We start from the raw sequence: 21502 nt of genomic DNA, 5'->3' as shown, positions 1-21502 counted from the left end.
AGCAGCCAGGACCTACGGTGCAGAGCGCGCGGCGACTGAAACAGTCGCTAGTCTGGCAAGTTACAAGGCTCTGTTTCAAGGAAAGCAGGGCCTTGTAACGACTTAATGTCACATCGCTAGCCTAGCAAACTGTCAGCGGATCGCTTCGAGCGTCAGATCAAGGCATTTACGTGCCTTTTCCACCAGTTCGTCGATCTCCGCGTGGCTGATCACCAGCGGTGGCGCGATGATCATGGTGTCTCCCACCGCGCGCATGATCAGGCCATTGTCGAAGCAGAAGGTGCGGCAGATCATGCCCACGCCCTTGCCTTCGTAACGGCTGCGGGTGGCCTTGTCCTTGACCAGCTCGATCGCGCCGAGCAGGCCCAGGCCGCGTACCTCGCCCACCAGCGGGTGGTCCTGCAGTTCACGCAAACGCTTTTGCAAATACGGTGCCGCTTCGGTGCGCGCCTTCTCGACGATTTTCTCGTCGCGCAGGATGCGCAGGTTTTCCAGGCCCACCGCCGCCGCTACCGGGTGGCCGGAGTAGGTGAAGCCGTGGTTGAAGTCGCCGCCTTGGCTGAGTACCTGGGCCACGGTGTCACGCACGATCACACCGCCCATAGGGATGTAACCGGAAGTCAGGCCCTTGGCGATGGTCATCAGGTCGGGCTTGAGGTCGTAGTAGTCGGAACCGAACCACTCGCCGGTGCGGCCGAAGCCGCAGATCACTTCGTCGGCGACGAACAGGATGTCGTACCTGGCGAGAATCTCCTTCACCTTCGGCCAGTAGGTTTCCGGCGGGATGATCACGCCGCCGGCACCCTGGATCGGCTCGGCGATGAAAGCGGCAACATTGTCTTCGCCGACTTCGAGGATTTTCTGCTCCAGCTGCTCGGCCGCCCACACCCCGAACTCATCCGGGGTCATATCGCCGCCTTCGCCGAACCAGTACGGCTGTGGGATATGCACGATGCCCGGGATAGGCAGGCCGCCTTGCTCGTGCATGCCGCTCATGCCGCCCAGGCTGGCACCAGCCACGGTGGAGCCGTGGTAGCCGTTGATGCGGCCGATGATGGTCTGCTTCTGCGGTTTGCCTTTCAGCGCCCAGTAGTGGCGGACCATGCGCAGCACGGTGTCGTTGCCCTCGGAGCCGGAGCCGGTGAAGAACACATGGGTCATGCCTTGCGGCGCCACGTCGGAGATCGCCTTGGCCAGCTCCAGCGCAGGCGGGTGGGCAGTCTGGAAGAACAGGTTGTAATACGGCAGCTCGCGCATCTGCTTTTCTGCCGCCTGCACCAGTTCCTCACGGCCGTAGCCTACTGCCACGCACCACAGGCCAGCCATGCCGTCGAGAATCTTGTGCCCCTCGCTATCCCACAAATGCACACCCTGGGCCTTGGTGATGATGCGCGGCCCCTTTTCCTTCAGCTGCTTGTAATCACTGAAGGGCGCGAGGTGATGCTCCCCGCTCAGGGTTTGCCATTCACGGGTTTGCGGGTTGTTGACGCTCATGTGCTTCTCCGTTGTTCGACAGCCGCGTCCTGCGGCACCAGATTTATCAGACAGCAAACAGCAGGAACTCACGCTCCCAGGAACTGATGACTCGCTTGAAGTTCTCGTGCTCGGCGCGCTTGGTGGCGACGTAGCCGGTAATGAACTTCTTGCCCAGGTACTGCACCAGTGCACGGCTGTTTTCCATGCGTTCCAAGGCATCTTCGATGGTCAGTGGCAGGCGCAGGTTGCGGCGTTCGTAGCCACGGCCCTGCACCGGCGCGCTGGCATCGATGCCTTCGACCATGCCGATGTAGCCACACAGCAGGCTGGCGGCAATGGCCAGGTAAGGGTTGGCGTCGGCGCCTGGCAGGCGGTTCTCGACCCGGCGGCTTTGCGGGCCGGCGTCCGGCACGCGCAGGCCGACGGTACGGTTTTCCTCGCCCCACTCCACGTTCACCGGCGCCGAGGTGTCGGGCAGGAAGCGGCGGAACGAGTTGACGTTGGGGGCAAACAGCGGCAGCGCCTCGGGGATGAACTTCTGCAGGCCACCGATGTGGTGCAGGAACAGTTCGCTCATGCTGCCGTCGTCGTTGCTGAAGATGTTCTTGCCGGTAGCCACGTCGACCACGCTCTGGTGCAGATGCATGGCACTGCCTGGCTCGCCGGTCATGGGCTTGGCCATGAAGGTGGCGGCCACGTTGTGCTTGAGCGCGGCCTCGCGCATGGTGCGCTTGAACACCAGGATCTGGTCGGCCAGGTGCAGGGCATTGCCATGACGGAAATTGATCTCCATCTGCGCCGTGCCGTCTTCATGGATAAGCGTGTCGAGGTCCAGCTGCTGCAGTTCGCACCAGTCGTAAACGTCTTCGAACAGCGGGTCGAATTCGTTGGCGGCTTCGATCGAGAACGACTGGCGGCCGGTTTCCGGGCGGCCCGAGCGGCCTACCGGGGGCTGCAGCGGGAAGTCAGGGTCTTCGCTGCGCTTGGTCAGGTAAAACTCCATCTCTGGCGCGACAATCGGCTGCCAGCCCTTGTCAGCGTAGAGCTTGAGCACTTTCTTCAAGACGTTGCGCGGCGACAGTTCGACCGGGTTGCCCTTCTTGTCGTAGGTGTCGTGGATCACCTGGGCGGTCGGCTCGATGGCCCATGGCACGAGGAACACGGCGTTCTCGTCGGGGCGGCAGATCATGTCGATGTCCGCGGGGTCCAGCAGTTCGTAATAGATGTCGTCGTCGACGTAATCGCCGGTCACGGTCTGCAGCAGCACGCTCTCGGGCAAGCGCATGCCTTTTTCGGCGATGAACTTGTTGGTAGGCGAAATTTTGCCGCGAGTGATGCCGGTCAGGTCACTGATCATGCATTCGACTTCGGTGATCTTGTGCTCTTTCAACCAATCGGTGAGCTGGTCGAGGTTGTTACTCATAAATACCTCAGGAGGTAAGGTGGTCCGCGCACTGATTCTGGATGGAGTACATTGCTAAAGCAAAAACCCCCGCGCAGAGCCACAGTGGATACACTGAAAACAGGTGCGTCCGTAATGAGTTCGAAAGGCAGGAAGACGAAACGAAGGGCGGCAAGCCGCTACGAGGGCAGGTCCGGGCGCGCCAAACGTCAATTATTGCGGCCAGGGAGGCAACGCCATCGACGAAGCTTGCAAAAATGACGGATGTACCCGATGGCACTGCGCAGGCAGTGCTTTCAGGTCGCGGCAAGCGGACCATGTGACCCTCGTATTATTGTGTTCTGGGTTGAGACCGAGCTTAGCCTTGTTCATTTTTTTACACAACACCTCCGTAAAAAATAAAACACGGCTCGTCGGAGATAGCCCTTCGTGCGGTAAATAGCGGATAATGGCTTGCCCCGATATGCAGCAAATCTGCCGTCGATGAGCCATTTCAGGGCATCATGGGGTTGGCTTGACATCAGTTTGTCTTTTCGATTGACTGGTCTTGCAAGCCCCCCTTGATTGATATTTTTAACAACAAAGGTGTTGCATCATGTCGGTACCCCCGCGTGCCGTTCAGCTTAACGAAGCGAACGCGTTCCTTAAGGAACATCCTGAGGTTCTCTACGTTGACCTTCTGATTGCAGATATGAATGGTGTGGTGCGTGGCAAGCGCATAGAGCGCACCAGCCTCCACAAGGTTTACGAGAAAGGCATCAACCTGCCGGCCTCCCTCTTCGCCCTGGACATCAACGGTTCCACCGTCGAAAGCACCGGGCTGGGCCTGGACATCGGCGATGCTGACCGCATCTGCTATCCAATCCCTGACACACTCTGTAATGAGCCGTGGCAAAAGCGCCCCACCGCCCAGCTGCTGATGACCATGCACGAGCTCGAAGGCGAACCGTTCTTCGCCGACCCGCGTGAAGTACTGCGCCAGGTCGTGAGCAAGTTCACCGAAATGGGCCTGACCATCTGCGCCGCATTCGAGCTGGAGTTCTACCTGATCGACCAGGAGAACGTGAACGGCCGCCCGCAGCCGCCACGCTCGCCCATTTCCGGCAAACGCCCGCAGTCGACCCAGGTGTACCTGATCGACGACCTCGACGAATATGCCGACTGCCTGCAGGACATCCTCGAAGGCGCGAAAGAGCAAGGTATCCCGGCCGACGCCATCGTCAAGGAAAGCGCCCCGGCGCAGTTCGAAGTCAACCTGCACCACGTGGCCGACCCGCTCAAGGCCTGCGACTACGCGGTACTGCTCAAGCGGTTGATCAAGAACATCGCCTACGACCATGAAATGGACACCACCTTCATGGCCAAGCCCTACCCGGGCCAGGCAGGCAACGGCCTGCATGTACACATTTCCGTGCTGGACAAAGATGGCAACAACATCTTCACCAGCGAGGATCCCGAGCAGAACGCCGCGCTACGTCACGCTGTCGGCGGTGTGCTCGAGACCCTGCCCGCTTCGATGGCGTTCCTTTGCCCGAACGTCAACTCGTACCGCCGCTTCGGTGCGCAGTTCTATGTACCGAACGCGCCTAGCTGGGGCCTGGACAACCGCACCGTGGCCCTGCGCGTGCCGACCGGTTCGCCGGACGCCGTGCGTATCGAGCATCGCGTGGCCGGTGCCGACGCCAACCCGTACCTGATGATGGCCGCCGTGCTGGCCGGCGTACACCATGGCCTGACCAACAAGGTCGAGCCGGGTGCGCCGATCGAAGGCAACTCGTACGAGCAGCTGGAGCAGAGCCTGCCGAACAACCTGCGCGATGCCCTGCGCGAGCTGGACGACAGCGAGATCCTGAACAAGTACATCGATCCGAAGTACATCGACATCTTCGTCGCGTGCAAGGAGAGCGAGCTGGAGGAGTTCGAGCACTCGATCTCCGACCTCGAGTACAACTGGTACCTGCATACCGTGTAAACGAAAACGCCGCCCACAGGGCGGCGTTCTTGTTTGAGATCGGTGTCGCCTGCTTCGCGGGCTTGCCCGCTCCCACAGGTACACCACAGGTTTCAGGCCTTGTGAGTACCCTGTGGGAGCGGGCGAGCCCGCGAAGAGGCCGGTACAGGCTTACAAGGGCTTCTCGAAGATTTTCGAGTTGCGCTGGTAGTTGTACAGCGAAGCCCGCGCCGCCGGCAGCCGCTCCACCCCACTCGGCGCAAACCCGCGTTCGCGGAACCAGTGCGCGGTTCGCGTCGTCAGCACGAACAAGGTGTTCAGCCCCAACTGCCGCGCCCGGCTCTCGATACGTTCCAGCAGTTCGTCGCCACGCCCGCCATGGCGGTACTCCGGGTTCACCGCCAGGCACGCCAGTTCGCCGGCGTCGGAGTCGGCAATCGGGTACAACGCCGCACAGGCGATGATCATGCCTTCGCGCTCGACCACGCTGAATTGCTCGATCTCCCGCTCCAGCACCTCGCGCGAGCGACGTACCAGGATGCCCTGCTCTTCCAGCGGGCTGATCAGCTCCAGCAAACCGCCCACATCCTCGATGGTTGCCTCGCGCACCACTTCGAACTGCTCCTGCGACACCAACGTGCCACCACCACCACGGGTGAACAGCTCGGTCAGCAAGGCGCCGTCCTCGGCATAGCTGACGATATGGCTGCGCGCCACACCGCCTTTGCAGGCTTCGGCCGCGGCATCCAGCAATTCGCCCTGGTAATCACTGCCCAGACGCTGCAAATGCGGAGCAACCTGCTGCGGGCGCAGCTCACGCACCAGCTTGCCATCGGCATCCAGCAGGCCCGGCTCGGCACCGAACAGCAGCAGCTTGTCGGCACCCAGTTCGATGGCGGCGCGGGTGGCCACGTCTTCGCAGGCCAGGTTGAAAATTTCCCCCGTGGGCGAGTAGCCCAGCGGCGACAACAGCACGATGGAGCGCTCGTCGAGCAGGCGGCTGATCCCCTTGCGGTCGACCCGGCGCACTTCGCCGGTGTGGTGGTAGTCCACACCTTCGAGCACGCCGATCGGCCGCGCAGTGACCAGGTTGCCGGACGCCACGCGCAGGCGCGAGCCCTGCATCGGCGAAGCGGCGATGTCCATCGACAGGCGCGCCTCGATGGCCAGGCGCAGGGCGCCCACAGCATCGATCACGCAGTCCAGGGTGGCGGCGTCGGTAATGCGCAGGCCACGGTGGTAGTGCGGGGTCAGGCCCCGATCCGCCAGGCGGCTTTCGATCTGCGGGCGCGAGCCATGTACCAGCACCAGGCGCACGCCCAGGCTGTGAAGCAGCACCAGGTCGTGGACGATGTTGCCGAAATTAGGGTGTTCCACCCCATCGCCAGGGAGCATGACCACGAAGGTGCAGTCGCGATGGGCATTGATGTACGGGGAGGCATGACGCAGCCAGTTGACGTAGTCGGGCATGACAGGGCCTGTGGATAAGTGGACGGAGAACGGCGATACAGGGGGCGTTCAGGATCATCGTCGGAACAGGCTTGCGGTCACGCGCGGTCTCCTCTAGGCAGGAACGAATCAGTCCGGTTGACGTTTAGTCCAGGCAATAGTGCCGGATCAGGTCACGCAATAGACGCACGGTAGGCTCGATTCGTGACATTTCAAGGTACTCGCCCGGCTGGTGGGCACAAGCGATGTCGCCGGGGCCCAGCACGATGGTCTGGCAACCCAGCTGCTGAAGATAAGGCGCTTCGGTGCCGAACGCCACCGCTTCGGCGCGATGGCCGGTCAGGCGCTCCGCCACTTGCACCAGCTCGGTGTCGGCGGCCTGCTCGAATGGCGGCACCTCCGGGAACAAAGGCGCATAGTCGATGCGCACCTCGAAGCGCTCTGCCACCGGTACCAGCCTGGCGCGGATGGCCGCACGCAGTTGCTCCACATCCATGCCTGGCAGCGGGCGCAGGTCGAACTCCAGGGCACACTGGCCGCAGATACGGTTGGGGTTGTCGCCGCCATGGATGCAGCCGAAGTTCATGGTCGGGGTGGGTACGGTGAATTGCGGGTTGCGGTAGGCCTGCTGCCATTGCTGGCGCAAACCCATCAACTCGCTCATTACTGCGTGCATGGCCTCCATGGCGCTGCGGCCCAGGCTTGGGTCCGAAGAGTGGCCGCTGCGCCCGAGGATGTCGATGCGGTCCATGAGGATGCCCTTGTGCATGCGGATCGGCCGCAGCCCGGTGGGTTCGCCGATCACCGCCGCACGGCCGAGCGGCTGGCCGGCCTCGGCCAGCGCACGGGCGCCGGACATGGAGCTTTCTTCGTCACAGGTGGCAAGGATCAGCAGCGGCTGTTTGAAGTCGTGCTCCAGCAATGGGATGACCGCTTCGATGACCAGGGCGAAGAAGCCCTTCATGTCGCAGCTGCCCAGACCGACCCAGCGGCCATCGGTTTCGGTCAGCTTCAGCGGGTCACTGGCCCACAGCTGTTCATCATAAGGTACGGTGTCGCTGTGCCCCGCCAGCACCAGGCCACCCGGGCCAGTGCCACGGCTGGCCAGCAGGTTGAACTTGCCGGGGCTGACCTGCTGGATGTCGCACTTGAAACCCAGGTCGCCCAGCCAGCCGGCCAGCAGGTCGATGACCTGGCGATTGGACTGGTCCAGCGCAGGCTGGGTGCAACTGACCGAGGGCGCGGCGATCAGGGCGGCGAACTGGTCTTTCAGCGTCGGCAACGGCATGCGCGTACTCCTCGGAAGCGTTGCCCATCATAGCAATGCCAATCGTTCGCGGGGCAACCGTGTGGGCTTCTTCGCGGGCTTGCCCGCTCCCACAGGGGTTGCACCGCCCTTGAAAGCGATGCTGTACCTGTGGGAGCGGGCAAGCCCGCGAAGAAGCCCACCACGATCCAACAGACGAGAGCCGACTCCTGTAGACTGCTGGGCAACCACGCCCCCTCCTTCGAGCCTGTGATGCACAAAGAAACCGAACTCAAGCTCCGCGCCAGCCGCGAGACCCTTGCCGCCCTGCGCGAGCACCCTCTGCTGAAGAAGCGCAACAAGTCCGGCTGGCAGACCCGCGAACTGCTCAACCAGTACTTCGACACCCCCGAGCGCGAGCTCTCCGCTGCCCGCGTCGCCCTGCGCCTGCGCCGCGATGGCGAAGCCGTCATCCAGACTCTCAAGTGCCGCGGCACCAGCGTGGCCGGCCTGTCCGAGCGCAACGAGCACGAATGGCAGCTGGACAAGGTCAAGCTCGACCTGAAGAAGCTCGACGACAGCTGCTGGCCCGCGCAACTGGCCAGCCTGGACAAAAAGACCATCAAGCCGCTGTTCACCACCGACTTCAGCCGTGAATACGCCGAAATCGCCTGGGGCCGTGGCAAGAGCAAGGTAGTGATCGAGGCCGCACTGGACCAGGGCTTCGTGATCGCCGGCAAGCGCAAGGAAGAAATCTGCGAGCTGGAACTGGAACTGCGTGAAGGCGAGCCACAGGCGCTGCTGGAACTGGCCGCCGAGCTGGCCGCCAGCCTGCCGCTGATGCCATGCGACATCAGCAAGGCCGAGCGTGGCTACCGCCTGCTGGAGCCGGACAGCTACGAGCTGAGCCTGCCGCACACCGAGCTGGAGGCCGAAATGGCCGTGGACGACGCCTACGCCGCACTGGCCTGGCAACTGCTGGGCAGCAGCCAGCGCCTGGCGGAGCAATATCGCCACAACGGCCACTGGCGCCTGTTGCAGGACTGGGTCGAGTGCCTGACCGAGCTGCGTGCCGTTACCGCCAGCCTGGGCCAGGCCGCGCCGCGCGCCACCACCCGCGACCTGCGCAGCAGCCTCGACGCCCTGCTCGAAGACTGGCGCCCGCTGGTGCAGGCCGGCAATGACGACGAGGATATCCGTCGCGCCGCCCCCGAGCAGTTCGCCGAAGAGCTGGAAGACGTGCGGTGGGGCCAGTTCTCGCTGGAAACCTCGCGCTGGCTGCTGGCCCGCGCCTGGACCGTGGAGCGCAAAGGCCGCGGCGAGCGCCAGGGCAAGGCGCAGCTGGCAAGCTGGCTGGCACACCTGCTGGGCGAAGAAGGCCGAGCGTTGAAGCTGCCGCTGTACACCCAGCGTCCGGAAGACCTGGCTGAGCAACTGCCGCGTATCGAACAGCTGCTGGCCTGGCTGCACCATGCTCGTCAGGTGCTGGAGGCTCCGCAGATGGACCGCCTGTATGGCGACCTGAAGAAGCTGCATGAGCTGGCTGAACAGCCGATCAGCGATGAAGTGCTGGAAGCGCGTATCGAACAGGCCCGGGCGGTAGATCAGAGCCGCGGCTGGAAGCACCTGCTCAAGGCTTGATACCGCGTAGCCTGCTTCGCGGGCTTGCCCGCTCCCACAGGGAACTGCACAAGGCCTGGGCCTGCACAGCACCTGTGGGAGCGGGCGAGTCGGGGCGCCGAACCGCCGCGAATGCCTCAGCGCGACAGTGGCAGGCTGGTGGTGGACTTGATCTCCGACAGCGCCACGATCGAGTTAACTTCCTGAATTCCTGGCACGTTCGACAGCTTTTCGAAGAAGAACCGTTCATAAGCCTCGATATCCGGGGTGACAATGCGCAGCAGAAAGTCCACCGACCCCATCAGCACATAACACTCGAGCACCTCCGGAAACCCGCGGATCGCGTCGGTGAACTCGGCGAAGTTGGAGCGCCCGTGGGCGTTCAGTTTCACCTCGGCGAAAATCTGCGTGTTCAGGCCGACCTTCTTGCGGTCCAGCAGGGTTACCTGCCCGCGAATCACTCCCTCCTCCTTCAACCGCTGGATACGCCGCCAACACGGTGATTGCGACAGCCCCACGCGTTCGGCGATCTGCGCGCTGGACAGCGAAGCGTCCTCCTGCAGCAGTTCGAGGATACGGCGGTCATAGGCGTCCAGCTCGCTGTGCATCAAAAATTCTCCTGAATAGCACTTAATGAATAGAACAATTCGCCAATGCAGCGAAATGCTCAAATCATAGCGAAAAAATACCGCTGCCAACGTGCAAGAATTTCTCCCACATTCGCGGAGACCAGCATGAACGCACAGCCCCGTACCGACGCCTGGGCCGCCAGCAGCGCCCACAGCACCGTGCACTATCGCCTGCAGGCCGAGGCCGAGCCTGACAGCCTGTGCCGAGTGCTCAACCTGTTTGCCCTGCAGTTCCTGACCCCGCACAGCGTGCAGGTCAGCCAGCAGGATGACTGGCTGGAAATCGAGGTCGGCATCGGCGGCCTGAGCTGGCACCGGGCCGAAGTGATTGCGCAGAAACTGCGTAACCTGGTGTGTGTGGGTGAGGTGAGTCTGAGCAACCTGCAGCGGGTGGAGCTGGCGGTGGTCTGAGCCATCCGCTTTGGCCCCTTCGCGGGCTCGCCCGCTCCCACAGGTACACCACAAGGCTGAGGTCGGTGATAATCCTGTGGGAAGAAGCCAGCACAGGCACTGCAAGATCCCGAAACCCTTCATCCCCATCAACCCAGCCCCGCCCGTCTAGCCTTGATCAGCATCCCCTATCAGGCACGGACGCCAACCATGCATACCCCTGACAACCCGGCACTCGACCTCAAGCGCGTGCTCCAGGCCCTGCTCGCCGACCTGCGCCTGCATGCCAACGACACCCTGCAAGTACTCGAACATGCCGCTACCTGCCCCACCCTCCACCCACTGGAACAGATCGACGCCTGTGGCCTCGAAGACCGTCAGAACCCCGGCCACCGCCTCGACCTGGACCACCTCTGCCATTGGCTGGCCAACAAGGTCGGCCAGCCCTACCTGCGCATCGACCCGCTGCAACTGGACCTGCCCCAGGTCAGCGGCCTGATATCCCCGGCTTTCGCCCAGCGCCATGGCATCCTCATCGTCGCCGCCGACACCGGCAGCGTCACCGTCGCCAGCGCCCAGCCCTACCAGGACGACTGGCAGGCCGATCTCACCCGCAGCCTGGGCCGGCCGATCCACCGTGTGCTGGCCAGCCCCCAGCAGATCCGCCAGGCAGGGCAGTCATTCCAGCGCCTGGCCCAATCGGTAAAAAGCGCGCAATACCAGCAGTCAGCCAGCCTGGGCGAACTCGAACAGTTGCTGGAGCTGGGCAAGCGCCAGGCCGAGGCCAGCGCGGACGACGCGCACATCGTGCATATCGTCGACTGGTTGCTGCAGTACGCAATCGAGCAACGCGCCAGCGATATCCACCTGGAACCACGCCGCGAGCAGGGCCAGCTGCGCTACCGCATCGACGGCCTGCTGCACAGCGTCTATGCCTTCCCCGCCGGGGTTGCCCTGGCGCTGGTCAGCCGCCTGAAACACCTGGGGCGCATGGACGTCGCGGAAAAGCGCCGGCCGCAGGATGGCCGGCTGCAAAGCCGCCTGCCTGGCGGCGGCGAGGTGGAACTGCGGCTGTCGACCCTGCCGACCCCGTTCGGCGAAAAACTGGTACTGCGCCTGTTCGACCCGCAACAGTTGCAAGAAGGCTTCGACCGGCTCGGCCTGGACGGGCTTCAACTGGAACAGTGGAAAGGCTTGCTGCGCCAGCGTCAGGGCATCATTCTGGTCACTGGCCCCACCGGTTCCGGCAAGACCAGCACGCTGTACGCCAGCCTCAAGCTGCTGGCCACACCGCAGGTCAACCTGTGCACCATCGAAGACCCGATCGAGCGCCTGGAACCGGCCTTCAACCAACTGCAGGTGCAGCCCGCCCTGGACCTGGGTTTCGCCAACGGTGTGCGGGCCATGCTACGCCAGGACCCGGACATCATCATGATCGGCGAAATCCGCGACCGCGAAACTGCCCTGGTGGCGGTGCAAGCGGCCCTGACCGGGCACTTGGTGCTGTCCACCCTGCATACCAACGATGCCTGTGGTGCGATCACTCGCCTGCAGGAACTGGGGGTGGCCGACTACCTGATCAAGGCGACGCTGGTCGGGGTCATGGCCCAGCGGTTGGTGCGCACACTGTGCGCAGATTGCCGGGGAAATGCAGCGCTGCCCGGTGGCCAGCCGTGCCGCACCTGTCGTGGCACCGGGTTTCACGGGCGCACAGGGTTGTTCGAACTGCTGGTGCCCAGCGACAGCCTGCGCGCCCAGATAGGTCCAGGCAGCGACTTGGCCAGTTTGCGACGTCAGGCCGTAGCGGATGGGCTGCTTGATCTACGCCGCAGCGGAGAGGCAAAAGTGGCCCGTGGGCAAACCCGCCAAGAGGAAGTACTGCGGGCCTGTTCCTGAGCAAAAATCCCTTGTATTCAAGGAACTTGCAGCCCTGTAGCAGGATCAAACCGCGCATCTTCAACCCTCACCCTTCGAGGTGTTTCAACATGCGTTTCAAAACCGCCATCGCTGCCGCTGCCTTGCTCTCGCTGCCTATTGGCTCGGCCATGGCCGATACCTTCTGGCGTAACGTGATGACTACCGGTGCTACCACGGCATCGAGCTACCTGACTTCCGGGGATCACAAGCTGGTGATGGCGGCGCAGGACGACGCCGGTAGCTTCGTGGCCAGCGAAGGCGCGATCCGCGGGCCGTTCCTTGAAGCGGCGATTCGCCAGGCCCGCGCGGAAAACCCGGGGCTGCAGGCTTCCGACATGGACCTGGCCAATGCCATCCTGGCCAAAAATGCGGTAACCGAGTAACCGCAGCGGGGGCCTCGCCCCCGATCGCCGGCAAGCCAGCTCCCACAGGATTGCGTCGCCCTCCAAGCTGTGCAATACCTGTGGGAGCTGGCTTGCCGGCGATGAAGCCAACACCAATCTTCAGCCCTACCGATACGCCTCCACCGGCACACAAGCACAGAACAGATTCCTGTCCCCATACACGTTGTCGACCCGGTTCACCGCTGGCCAGTACTTGTGCTGGCGCACGTGAGCACTGGGCGCCACCGCCTGCTCCAGGCTGTAGGGCCTGTCCCACACAGCCAGCACATCGGCCAGGGTATGCGGCGCATGCTTGAGCGGGTTGTTCTCCGCCGGCCAGTTGCCCTCCTGCACTTCGCCGATTTCCGCCCGAATCGCCAGCATTGCCTCGACGAAGCGGTCCAGTTCGGCCTTCGACTCACTCTCGGTCGGCTCGACCATCAGCGTGCCCGGCACCGGGAACGACATCGTAGGCGCGTGGAAGCCATAGTCCATCAGGCGCTTGGCCACATCCTCTTCGCTGATGCCAGTCAGCGCCTTCAGCGGCCGCAGGTCGAGGATGCACTCATGCGCCACGCGCTGGTTGCGCCCGCGGTACAGCACCGGGAAAGCGCCAGCCAGCTGGCTGGCCAGGTAATTGGCCGAGAGGATCGCCACCTCGCTGGCATCGGCCAGTTGCGGCCCCATCATGGCGATGTACATCCAGCTGATCGGCAAGATGCTCGCACTGCCCCAGGGCGCGGCGCTGACCGCGCTGTTGTTCGGGTCCAGGCCGGGCACCGGCACCACCGGGTGGCTGGCGACGAACGGCTTGAGGTGCGCGCGAATGCCAATCGGGCCCATGCCCGGGCCGCCTCCGCCATGGGGGATGCAGAAGGTCTTGTGCAGGTTCATGTGCGAAACGTCGGCGCCGATATCCGCCGGACGCGCCAGCCCCACCTGGGCATTGAGGTTGGCACCGTCCATGTACACCTGGCCACCGTGCTGATGAACCACCTCGCAGATTTCGCGAATGCCCTCTTCGTATACGCCGTGGGTCGAAGGGTAAGTGATCATCAGGCACGACAAACGGTCCCCGGCCGCGTGGGCCTTGGCCTTGAGGTCGGCCAAGTCGACGTTGCCATCAGCGTCGCAATCGACAATCACCACCTCCATGCCGGCCATTTGCGCCGATGCCGGGTTGGTGCCGTGGGCCGACGACGGGATCAGGCACAGCGTGCGATGCGGCTGGTGTCGGCTGCGGTGGTAGCGGGTAATGGCCATCAGGCCGGCGTACTCGCCCTGGGCGCCGGAGTTGGGCTGCATGCAGATGGCATCGAAGCCGGTAATGGCGCACAGCCAGCCTTCCAGTTCGTCGATCATCGCTTTGTAGCCGGTGGCCTGCGCCGCCGGGGCAAACGGGTGCAGCTGGGCAAAGCCAGGCCAGGTGATGGGGATCATCTCGCTGGTGGCATTGAGTTTCATGGTGCACGAACCCAACGGGATCATCGACTGGTTCAGCGCCAGGTCCTTGTTCTCGAGCTGCTTGAGGTAACGCAGCATCTCGGTTTCGCTGTGGTGCAGGTTGAACACCGGGTGGGCGAGGAACGGCGTGCGCCGCACCAGGCTGGCGGGGATGCCTTCGGGCAGAGCCTGCTGGTCGAGTGTGGCTATGTCCAGGCCGTGGTCCACCCCCAGGAAGATATCGAACAGGCGCAGCACCGTCTGCTCCGTACAGGTCTCATCCAGGCTCACACCCAGGTGCCCGCGGCCGAGGATACGCAGGTTGATCTGCGCGGCTTCGGCACTTTCGATAATAGCCGCCTGGGTGCCACCGACATCCAGAGTCAGGGTGTCGAAGAAATGCTGGTTGAGGCGCTTGATACCCTTGGCTTCGAGGCCGGCGGCCAAGATGAAGGTCAGCCGGTGCACACGCTGGGCAATGCGCTGCAGGCCTTCCGGGCCGTGGTACACCGCGTAGAAGCCGGCAATGTTGGCCAGCAGAACCTGGGCCGTGCAGATGTTGGAGTTGGCCTTCTCGCGGCGGATATGCTGCTCGCGGGTTTGCAGCGCCATGCGCAGCGCGGTGTTGCCACGCGCATCGCGCGACACGCCGATGATGCGCCCCGGCATGGCTCGCTTGTAGTCATCCCTGCAGGCGAAATAGGCAGCGTGGGGGCCGCCATAGCCCATCGGTACGCCAAAGCGCTGGGTCGAGCCCAGCACCACATCGGCGCCCAGCTCCCCGGGCGGTACCAGCACCACCAGGCTGAGCAGGTCGGCGGCCACACAGGCCAGGGCATGCTGGCTGTGCAGATGGTCGATCAGCGGGCGCAGGTCGCGCACCTCGCCGTGAGTATCCGGGTACTGCAGCAAGGCCCCGAACACAGCGTGCCTGCCAAGGTTATCCACAGAATCGACGATCAGCTCGAAGCCGAAGCCCTCGGCACGGGTCTTGAGTACCGACAGGGTCTGCGGGTGACAGTTCTGGTCGGCGAAAAAGGCATTGCTCTTGTTGCGCGCCACCCGCTTGGCCAGGGCCATGGCCTCGGCGGCGGCGGTGGCTTCGTCGAGCAGCGAGGCATTGGCCAGGGCCAGCCCGGTGAGGTCGATGACCATTTGCTGGAAGTTCAGCAGCGCCTCCAGCCGACCTTGGGCAATCTCGGGCTGATAGGGCGTATAGGCGGTATACCAGCCCGGGTTCTCAAGCACGTTGCGCAGGATGACCGTGGGGGTGATGGTGCCGTGGTAGCCCATGCCGATCAGGCTAGTCCAGACCTGATTCTGCCCGGCGTACCCGGCGAGCTTGGCCAGGGCGGCCTGTTCGCCCAGCGCCGGAGGCAGGTCGAGGGGGCGATTGAGGCGAATGTCTGGCGGTACGGTCTGCTCGATCAGCTCACTGCGGCTGGCGGCACCCAGCGCGTTGAGCATGGCCTGCTGCTCCGTGGCATCCGGGCCCAGGTGGCGACGCAGGAACGGGTTGAGCTCTTGCAGTTGATGCAGGGATGGCGACTGGGACATGACGACGCTCTCTTCCTAGGCCAGCTCTCATGGAGACTTACAAGTCTAGGAAGGGATTGCCGATTTTGCGGGGAAAGTTGCTTGCAGGCCCGGCCTCTTCGCGGCTAAAGCCGCTCCCACAGGGACCGCACAGGTATCTGTGGGAGCGGCTTTAGCCGCGAAGAAGGCGACGCGGTCTTACTCGCCGATCGCGGCCGCGTAACCAGCAGCATCCAGCAGCTTGTCCAGCTCGGCCGGGTTGCTTGGCTTGAGCTTGAAGATCCACGACTCGTAAGGCTCTTCGTTGAGCAGCTCAGGGCTGTCTGCCAGTTCTTCGTTGACCGCGATCACTTCGCCGGCGACCGGGGCATAGATGTCCGAAGCGGCCTTGACCGACTCGACCACACCGGCAGCGTCGCCAGCGGCAAACACCTTGCCGACTTCGGCCAGCTCGACGAACACCACGTCACCCAGGGCTTTCTGGGCGTGGTCACTGATACCCACGGTCACGCTGCCGTCGGCTTCCAGGCGAGCCCACTCGTGGCTTTCGGCAAAACGCAGGTCGGCGGGGATATTGCTCATGTCTTGAATTCCTCGATTGGCTCAGCGGTACGCCCGCCGGTTAAAAATTGTTCAGATCAGGATCTTGCCGTGGCGCACGAAGGTCGGTTTGACCACCCGCACCGGATACCACTTGCCGCGGATTTCCACCTCGGCCCGGTCGCCGGTGGCCATGGGCACGCGTGCAAGGGCAATGGACTTGCTCAGCGTAGGCGAGAAACTACCACTGGTGATCTCTCCTTCGCCAATCCCGGCTACACGCACTACCTGATGGGCACGCAGCACGCCGCGCTCTTCCAGCACCAGGCCGACCAGTTTTTCCTGCACGCCGTTCTCGATTTCCGCCAGCAAGCCGGTGCGGCCGATGAAGTTGCGCTCGGCTGGCTCCCAGGCAATGCTCCAGCCCAGATTGGAGGTGAGCGGTGTGTGTGTTTCGTCGATGTCCTGGCCGTACAGGTTCATGCCGGCTTCCAGGCGCAGGGTGTCGCGGGCGCCAAGGCCACTTGGGGCAATACCGGCGCCGACCAGGTCGTTGAAGAAGGCCACGGCCTGCTCGCCAGGAAGAATGATCTCCAGGCCGTCTTCACCGGTATAACCGGTGCGGGCAATGAACCAGTCGCCTTCGGCAATGCCCTCGAACGGGCGCAGCTCGCGAATCAGCGCGGCGCGTGCGGGGCTGAGCAAGGCGGCCACCTTCTCGCGTGCATGCGGGCCCTGGATGGCGAGGATGGCCAGGTCCGGGCGGGCCCGGAAGTCCACGGCAAAACCGGCACGCTGTGCTGCCAGCCAATCGAGTACCCTGGCCCGGGTGGCGGCGTTGGTGACCAGGCGGTAGCCGGTTTCGGTGCGGTAGACGATCAGGTCGTCGATGACCGTGCCCTGCTCCTGAAGCAACGGGCTATACAGCGCCTTGCCGATATCGTCGAGACGGGCCACATCGTTGGCCAGCAAGCGCTGCAACCAGGCAGTGGCGTCGCTACCCTCGACATCGATCACGGTCATGTGGGACACATCGAACACCCCGCAATCGCTGCGCACCTGATGGTGCTCCTCGACCTGCGAGCCATAGTGCAGGGGCATGTCCCAGCCACCGAAATCGACCGTCTTGGCGCCCAGCGCCAGGTGCAGGTCATACAAAAGCGTGCGCTGTCCCATGGGTTTCTCCTTCCGGGCGTGGCGAAGCGGCGGCGGTCGATGACGTTGGGTCGTCAGCTCTTCTTGTGCAGGACCCGCCGCGCGAGTGCCGCGCATTGTAGCCGCAAGGGCGCGGGCTGACACCCTCAGTGACTGTGACCGGGTCGACGGGCCGAACGGCGGATCAGGCCGATGACCGGCAGCAGCCCCACCAGCACCAAGGTCAGTGCCGGCAGCGAAGCACGCGCCCACTCACCCTCGCTGGTCATCTCGAACACCCGCACCGCAAGGGTGTCCCAGCCGAACGGGCGCATCAGCAAGGTGGCCGGCATTTCCTTGAGCACATCGACAAACACCAGCAAGGCGGCGCTGAGCGCGCCAGGCACCAGCAGCGGCAGATACACCTTGAAAAACAATCCAGCGCCACCGACGCCAAGGCTGCGGGATGCCTCAGGCAGTGACGGGCGGATACGCTCCAGGCTGCTCTCCAGCGGCCCGTAGGCCACCGCGATGAAGCGCACCAGGTAGGCCAGCAGCAACGCGCCCAGGCTGCCCAGCAGCAGTGGCTTGCCGGCCCCGCCCAACCAGCTCGACAATGGGATGACCAGGTGGTTGTCGAGGTAACTGAAGGCCAGCATGATCGACACCGCCAGCACCGAGCCGGGCAAGGCGTAGCCCAGGTTGGCCAGGCCTACCCCGGCGCGGATACCGCCCGTCGGTGCCTGGCGCCGGGCAAACGCCAGCAGCAACGCCACGCACACCGTGACCAGTGCCGCCATGCCACCCAGGTACAGGGTGTGCAGCACCAGGCCGACATAGCGCTCGTCCAGGTCATGCCGCCCGCGCTGCCAGAACCACGCCAGCAGTTGCAGCAGCGGGATGACGAAGGCGCAGGCGAACACCAGCAGGCACCAGCCACTGGCCAGCAACGCCTTGAACCCGTGCAGGTGGTACAGCGCCTGCCCGCGCGGCCGCTCGTTGCCGCTGCGGCTGGCACCCCGGGCCCGGCGCTCGCCATACAGCACCAGCATCACCGCCAGTAGCAACAGGCTGGCCAGCTGGGCCGCACTGGACAGGCTGAAGAAGCCGTACCAGGTCTTGTAGATCGCCGTGGTGAAGGTGTCGAAGTTGAATACCGCCACCGCGCCGAAGTCGGCCAGGGTTTCCATCAGGGCCAAGGCAATACCGGCGCCGATCGCCGGCCGTGCCATGGGCAGGGCCACGCGCCAGAACGCTTGCAGCGGGGACAGCCCCAGCACTCGTGCAGCCTCCATCAGGCCCTTGCCCTGGGCCAGGAATGCGGTACGCGCCAGCAGGTAGACATAGGGGTAGAACACCAGCACCAGGACGACAATCACCCCGCCAGTGGAACGCACCCGCGGCAGGCGCATCGGCCCGAGCACCTCGCGCAGGGCGCTCTGTACAGGGCCGGCGAAGTCCAGCAGGCCGACGAAGACGAACGCCAGTACGTAGGCCGGGATGGCGAACGGCAGCATTAGCGCCCAGTCCAGCCAGCGCCGGCCGGGGAACTCGCAGAGGCTGGTCAGCCAGGCCAGGCTGACGCCGAGCACGGTGACGCCGATGCCCACACCCACCACTAGCGTCAGGGTATTGCCCAACAGGCGAGTCATCTGGGTGTCGAGCAGGTGCGACCAGATCTGCAGGTCGATGGTTTGCCAGGACAACAGCAGAACGCTCAGGGGCAGGAGCACCAGGGCGGCGACCAGGGTGACCGGGAGGTACCAGCGGCGTTGGGGGGTGTGGGGCAAGTTGAATGTCTCGATGGCTGATTTGCGACCGCTTTGCGGTCGTTCGCGGGCACGCCCGCTCCCACAGGAATTGCACAGGATTCAAGCATTGTGCGGTCCCTGTGGGAGCGGGCATGCCCGCGAAGAGGCCCTGAAAGGCCCCGGAAGGATAAAGCCTGGCGCTTAGTTCCAGCCAGCCCGATCCATCAAGCGAATCGCTTCAGCCTGGCGCTTGCCTGCGATTTCCACCGGAATGCTGTCAGCCTTGAAGCTGCCCCACGCCGCCACTTCTTCCGATGGCTTGACCTTCGGGTTGGCCGGGAACTCCTGATTGATGTCGGCAAACAGCTTCTGCGCCTCTTCGCCAGTCATCCATTCCACCAGCTTTTTCGCCGCTTCCGGGTGCGGTGCATGCTTGGTCAGGCCGATACCCGACAGGTTCACGTGCACGCCTCGATCACCTTGGTTGGGCCAGAAGATCTTCACCGGCAGCTTCGGGTTCTGGTTGTGCAGGCGGCCGTAATAGTAGGTGTTGACCACGCCCACGTCGCATTGGCCGGCCTCGATGGCCTGGATCACTGCGTTGTCGTCGGAGAACACATCGGTGGACAGGTTGTTGACCCAGCCTTTGACGATTTGCTCGGTCTTCGCCTCGCCGTGGGTCTCGATCAGGGTGGCGGTCAGCGACTGGTTGTACACCTTTTTCGCCGTGCGCAGGCACAGGCGACCTTCCCACTGCTTGTCGGCCAGGGCTTCGTAGGTGCTCAGTTCCTGCGGCTTGACCCGCTCGGTGGAGTAGATGATGGTGCGGGCGCGCAGGCTCAGGCCGGTCCAGTCGTGGGACGAGGCGCGGTACTGCGGCGGGATGTTCTGGTCGATGATGTCGGACTTGATCGGCTGCAGGATGCCCATCTGCTCGGCCTGCCACAGGTTGCCGGCATCGACGGTCAGCAGCAGGTCGGCCACGCCATTTTCGCCCTCGGCCTTGATGCGCTGCATCAGCGGGGCTTCCTTGTCGGTGATGAACTTGATCTTGACCCCGGTCTTTGCGGTATAGGCATCGAACACCGGCTTGATCAGCTCATCGATGCGCGAGGAGTACACCACCACTTCGTCTGCCGCCTGGGCGGTGCCGCCGAACAAGGTCAGGGCCAGGGCGGCCAGTAGGGGCTTGCGTGGCAACATGGAAAGCACTCCTCGGATCGTATGAGAGGCGCAAATGGTAGTGAATCCCATTTTCCGACTCATCTACATAGCCGTTACCGGATGTTGCAGAGGGATAACAGTTGCAAGGTTCCTGTGGGAGCGGGCAAGCCCGCGAACACCGGCAAAGCCGGTGCCATACACCCCGTTGCCTGCTTCGCGGGCATGCCCGCTCCCACAGATTCCAGCAATCTCAAGCCTTGGCCAGATCCGGCAGGTCACCGCTCAAACCCAGCGCCTGGCGCACGAACAGCGCCTTGGCCTCCGGCATCTGCTCCACCAGCTTCAACCCGCTGTTGCGCAACCAACGCAGCGGCAACGGGTTGGCCTGGAACAACCGCTCGAACCCTTCCATTGCCGCCATCAGCGCCAGGTTGTGCGGCATGCGCCGCCGCTCGTAACGGCTCAGCACCTTCACATCCGCCAGCCGCTCGCCACGCTCGCAGGCATTGACCAGTACCTCGGCCAGCACCGCAGCATCGAGGAAGCCCAGGTTGACGCCCTGCCCGGCCAACGGGTGAATGGTGTGCGCGGCATCACCGATCAACGCCAGGCCCTCGTCCACATAGCGCTTGGCGTGGCGCTGGCGCAGCGGTACACACAGCCGCGGGTCGGCCTGCAGCACATCACCCAGGCGCCCCTCGAAAGCACGTTCCAGGGCCTTCAGGAAGGCCGTTTCATCCAATGCCATCAACTGCTCGGCATGCTCCGGGGTAGTCGACCACACGATCGAGCACCAGTCCTGCTGGCCATCACGCGTCAGCGGCAGAAACGCCAATGGCCCTTCATCGGTGAAGCGCTGCCAGGCCGTGGCCTGGTGGCCGACACTGCAACGCACGCTGGTGACGATGGCATGGTGCAGATAATCCCACTCGCGGGTTTCGCAACCGGCCAGGCGCCGCACCGCCGAGTTGGCGCCATCGGCAGCAATCACCAGCGGCGCACGCAGTTGCCGGCCATCTGCCAGGGTCAGCAGCCATTCGTCGCCAGAGCGACGTAGCTGCTCCAGCCGCGCATTGGCCAACAGGCCGATGTCGCTGTCATGCAGGCGTTCCAGCAGGCCGTCCTGCACCACCCGGTTCTCGACGATATGGCCGAGCGTCTGGGCATGCACGCTGGCAGCCGAAAAGTGAATCTGCCCGGTGCCGCTGCCATCCCACACATGCATGTCCGAGTAGGGCGTGGCACGCCGCTGGGCAATGCCGTCCCAAGCGCCAAGGCGCTCGAGAATACGCTGGCTGGCCGCCGACAGCGCGCTGACGCGCGGCTCGAACGGGGCCTGGGCATCGAACGGCTTGACCGTCAGCGGGCCACCGTCGAGCAAGAGGATTTGCAGGCCACTGTGGCGCAATGCCAGGGCCAGGGCGCTGCCGACCATACCGGCACCGACAATCAACAGATCTGCGCGCATTTC

The 21502-nt window shown here is 63.9% G+C and carries 16 protein-coding genes; 5 read left to right on the top strand and 11 right to left on the bottom strand.

The features are described from left to right. Positions 1-132: 132 nt before the first annotated feature. Together CAF70_RS01555 and CAF70_RS01550 are read right to left on the bottom strand one after the other, a co-directional pair. Positions 133-1494: an aspartate aminotransferase family protein gene (locus CAF70_RS01555; protein WP_085621598.1), complete on the bottom strand. Its 1362-nt coding sequence runs from the start codon at positions 1492-1494 to the stop codon at positions 133-135. 46 nt (positions 1495-1540) lie between these two features. After that, on the bottom strand, positions 1541-2899 hold the full coding sequence (locus CAF70_RS01550) for a glutamine synthetase family protein (RefSeq protein ID WP_013974708.1): 1359 nt from the start codon (positions 2897-2899) through the stop codon (positions 1541-1543). Positions 2900-3473: 574 nt separating this feature from the next. Here CAF70_RS01550 and CAF70_RS01540 point away from each other — a divergent pair. After that, positions 3474-4850 (top strand): glutamine synthetase family protein, encoded by a 1377-nt coding sequence (locus tag CAF70_RS01540; protein WP_085621596.1) that lies wholly within the window; start codon positions 3474-3476, stop codon positions 4848-4850. A 150-nt stretch (positions 4851-5000) separates the two neighbouring features. Here CAF70_RS01540 and argA read toward each other — a convergent pair whose 3' ends face one another. Then, positions 5001-6299, bottom strand: a complete 1299-nt coding sequence (argA, locus tag CAF70_RS01535) for an amino-acid N-acetyltransferase (protein WP_013974710.1) — start codon at positions 6297-6299, stop codon at positions 5001-5003. A gap of 124 nt (positions 6300-6423) precedes the next feature. Further along, positions 6424-7566, bottom strand: coding sequence for an acetylornithine deacetylase (gene argE / locus CAF70_RS01530; protein WP_085621595.1), 1143 nt, complete (start codon positions 7564-7566; stop codon positions 6424-6426). Between the two features lie 231 nt (positions 7567-7797). On the opposite strand from argE, the gene CAF70_RS01525 reads away from it, so the two are divergent. Further along, positions 7798-9165: a CYTH domain-containing protein gene (locus CAF70_RS01525; protein WP_085621594.1), complete on the top strand. Its 1368-nt coding sequence runs from the start codon at positions 7798-7800 to the stop codon at positions 9163-9165. A gap of 116 nt (positions 9166-9281) precedes the next feature. On the opposite strand, the gene CAF70_RS01520 is transcribed toward CAF70_RS01525, so the two are convergent. Beyond that, the gene (locus tag CAF70_RS01520) at positions 9282-9752 is read right to left on the bottom strand and encodes an Lrp/AsnC family transcriptional regulator (RefSeq protein WP_085621593.1); all 471 of its coding nucleotides are present in this window, start codon (positions 9750-9752) and stop codon (positions 9282-9284) included. A 126-nt stretch (positions 9753-9878) separates the two neighbouring features. On the opposite strand from CAF70_RS01520, the gene CAF70_RS01515 reads away from it, so the two are divergent. The 3 genes from CAF70_RS01515 to CAF70_RS01505 all read left to right on the top strand — a co-directional run bounded on the left by CAF70_RS01515 (position 9879) and on the right by CAF70_RS01505 (position 12463). Then, entirely contained in the window at positions 9879-10184 is a 306-nt protein-coding gene (locus CAF70_RS01515; protein WP_085621592.1) for a hypothetical protein, read from the top strand. Positions 10185-10373: 189 nt separating this feature from the next. Then, a complete protein-coding gene (locus tag CAF70_RS01510) occupies positions 10374-12059 on the top strand; it encodes a GspE/PulE family protein (RefSeq protein WP_085621591.1) in 1686 nt (561 codons plus the stop codon). A gap of 89 nt (positions 12060-12148) precedes the next feature. Then, the gene (locus CAF70_RS01505) at positions 12149-12463 is read left to right on the top strand and encodes a DUF2388 domain-containing protein (RefSeq protein WP_085621590.1); all 315 of its coding nucleotides are present in this window, start codon (positions 12149-12151) and stop codon (positions 12461-12463) included. Positions 12464-12589: 126 nt separating this feature from the next. On the opposite strand, the gene gcvP is transcribed toward CAF70_RS01505, so the two are convergent. The 6 genes from gcvP to CAF70_RS01475 form a co-directional block, all read right to left on the bottom strand. Next, entirely contained in the window at positions 12590-15463 is a 2874-nt protein-coding gene (gene gcvP, locus CAF70_RS01500; RefSeq protein WP_085621589.1) for an aminomethyl-transferring glycine dehydrogenase, read from the bottom strand. 177 nt (positions 15464-15640) lie between these two features. After that, entirely contained in the window at positions 15641-16024 is a 384-nt protein-coding gene (gene gcvH / locus CAF70_RS01495) for a glycine cleavage system protein GcvH (RefSeq protein WP_085621588.1), read from the bottom strand. Positions 16025-16075: 51 nt separating this feature from the next. After that, positions 16076-17158, bottom strand: a complete 1083-nt coding sequence (gene gcvT / locus CAF70_RS01490; protein ID WP_085621587.1) for a glycine cleavage system aminomethyltransferase GcvT — start codon at positions 17156-17158, stop codon at positions 16076-16078. Positions 17159-17283: 125 nt separating this feature from the next. Continuing rightward, complete coding sequence (locus CAF70_RS01485) at positions 17284-18906, bottom strand: iron ABC transporter permease (RefSeq protein ID WP_085621586.1); 1623 nt, start codon at positions 18904-18906, stop codon at positions 17284-17286. A 162-nt stretch (positions 18907-19068) separates the two neighbouring features. Further along, positions 19069-20070 (bottom strand): extracellular solute-binding protein, encoded by a 1002-nt coding sequence (locus CAF70_RS01480; protein ID WP_015272231.1) that lies wholly within the window; start codon positions 20068-20070, stop codon positions 19069-19071. A gap of 211 nt (positions 20071-20281) precedes the next feature. Beyond that, positions 20282-21499 (bottom strand): 2-octaprenyl-3-methyl-6-methoxy-1,4-benzoquinol hydroxylase, encoded by a 1218-nt coding sequence (locus tag CAF70_RS01475; RefSeq protein ID WP_178076336.1) that lies wholly within the window; start codon positions 21497-21499, stop codon positions 20282-20284. Positions 21500-21502: the final 3 nt, after the last annotated feature.

The organism is Pseudomonas sp. B19(2017) (assembly GCF_002113165.1).
GTDB lineage: Bacteria > Pseudomonadota > Gammaproteobacteria > Pseudomonadales > Pseudomonadaceae > Aquipseudomonas.
This window is presented reverse-complemented; position numbering and strand designations above follow the sequence as displayed.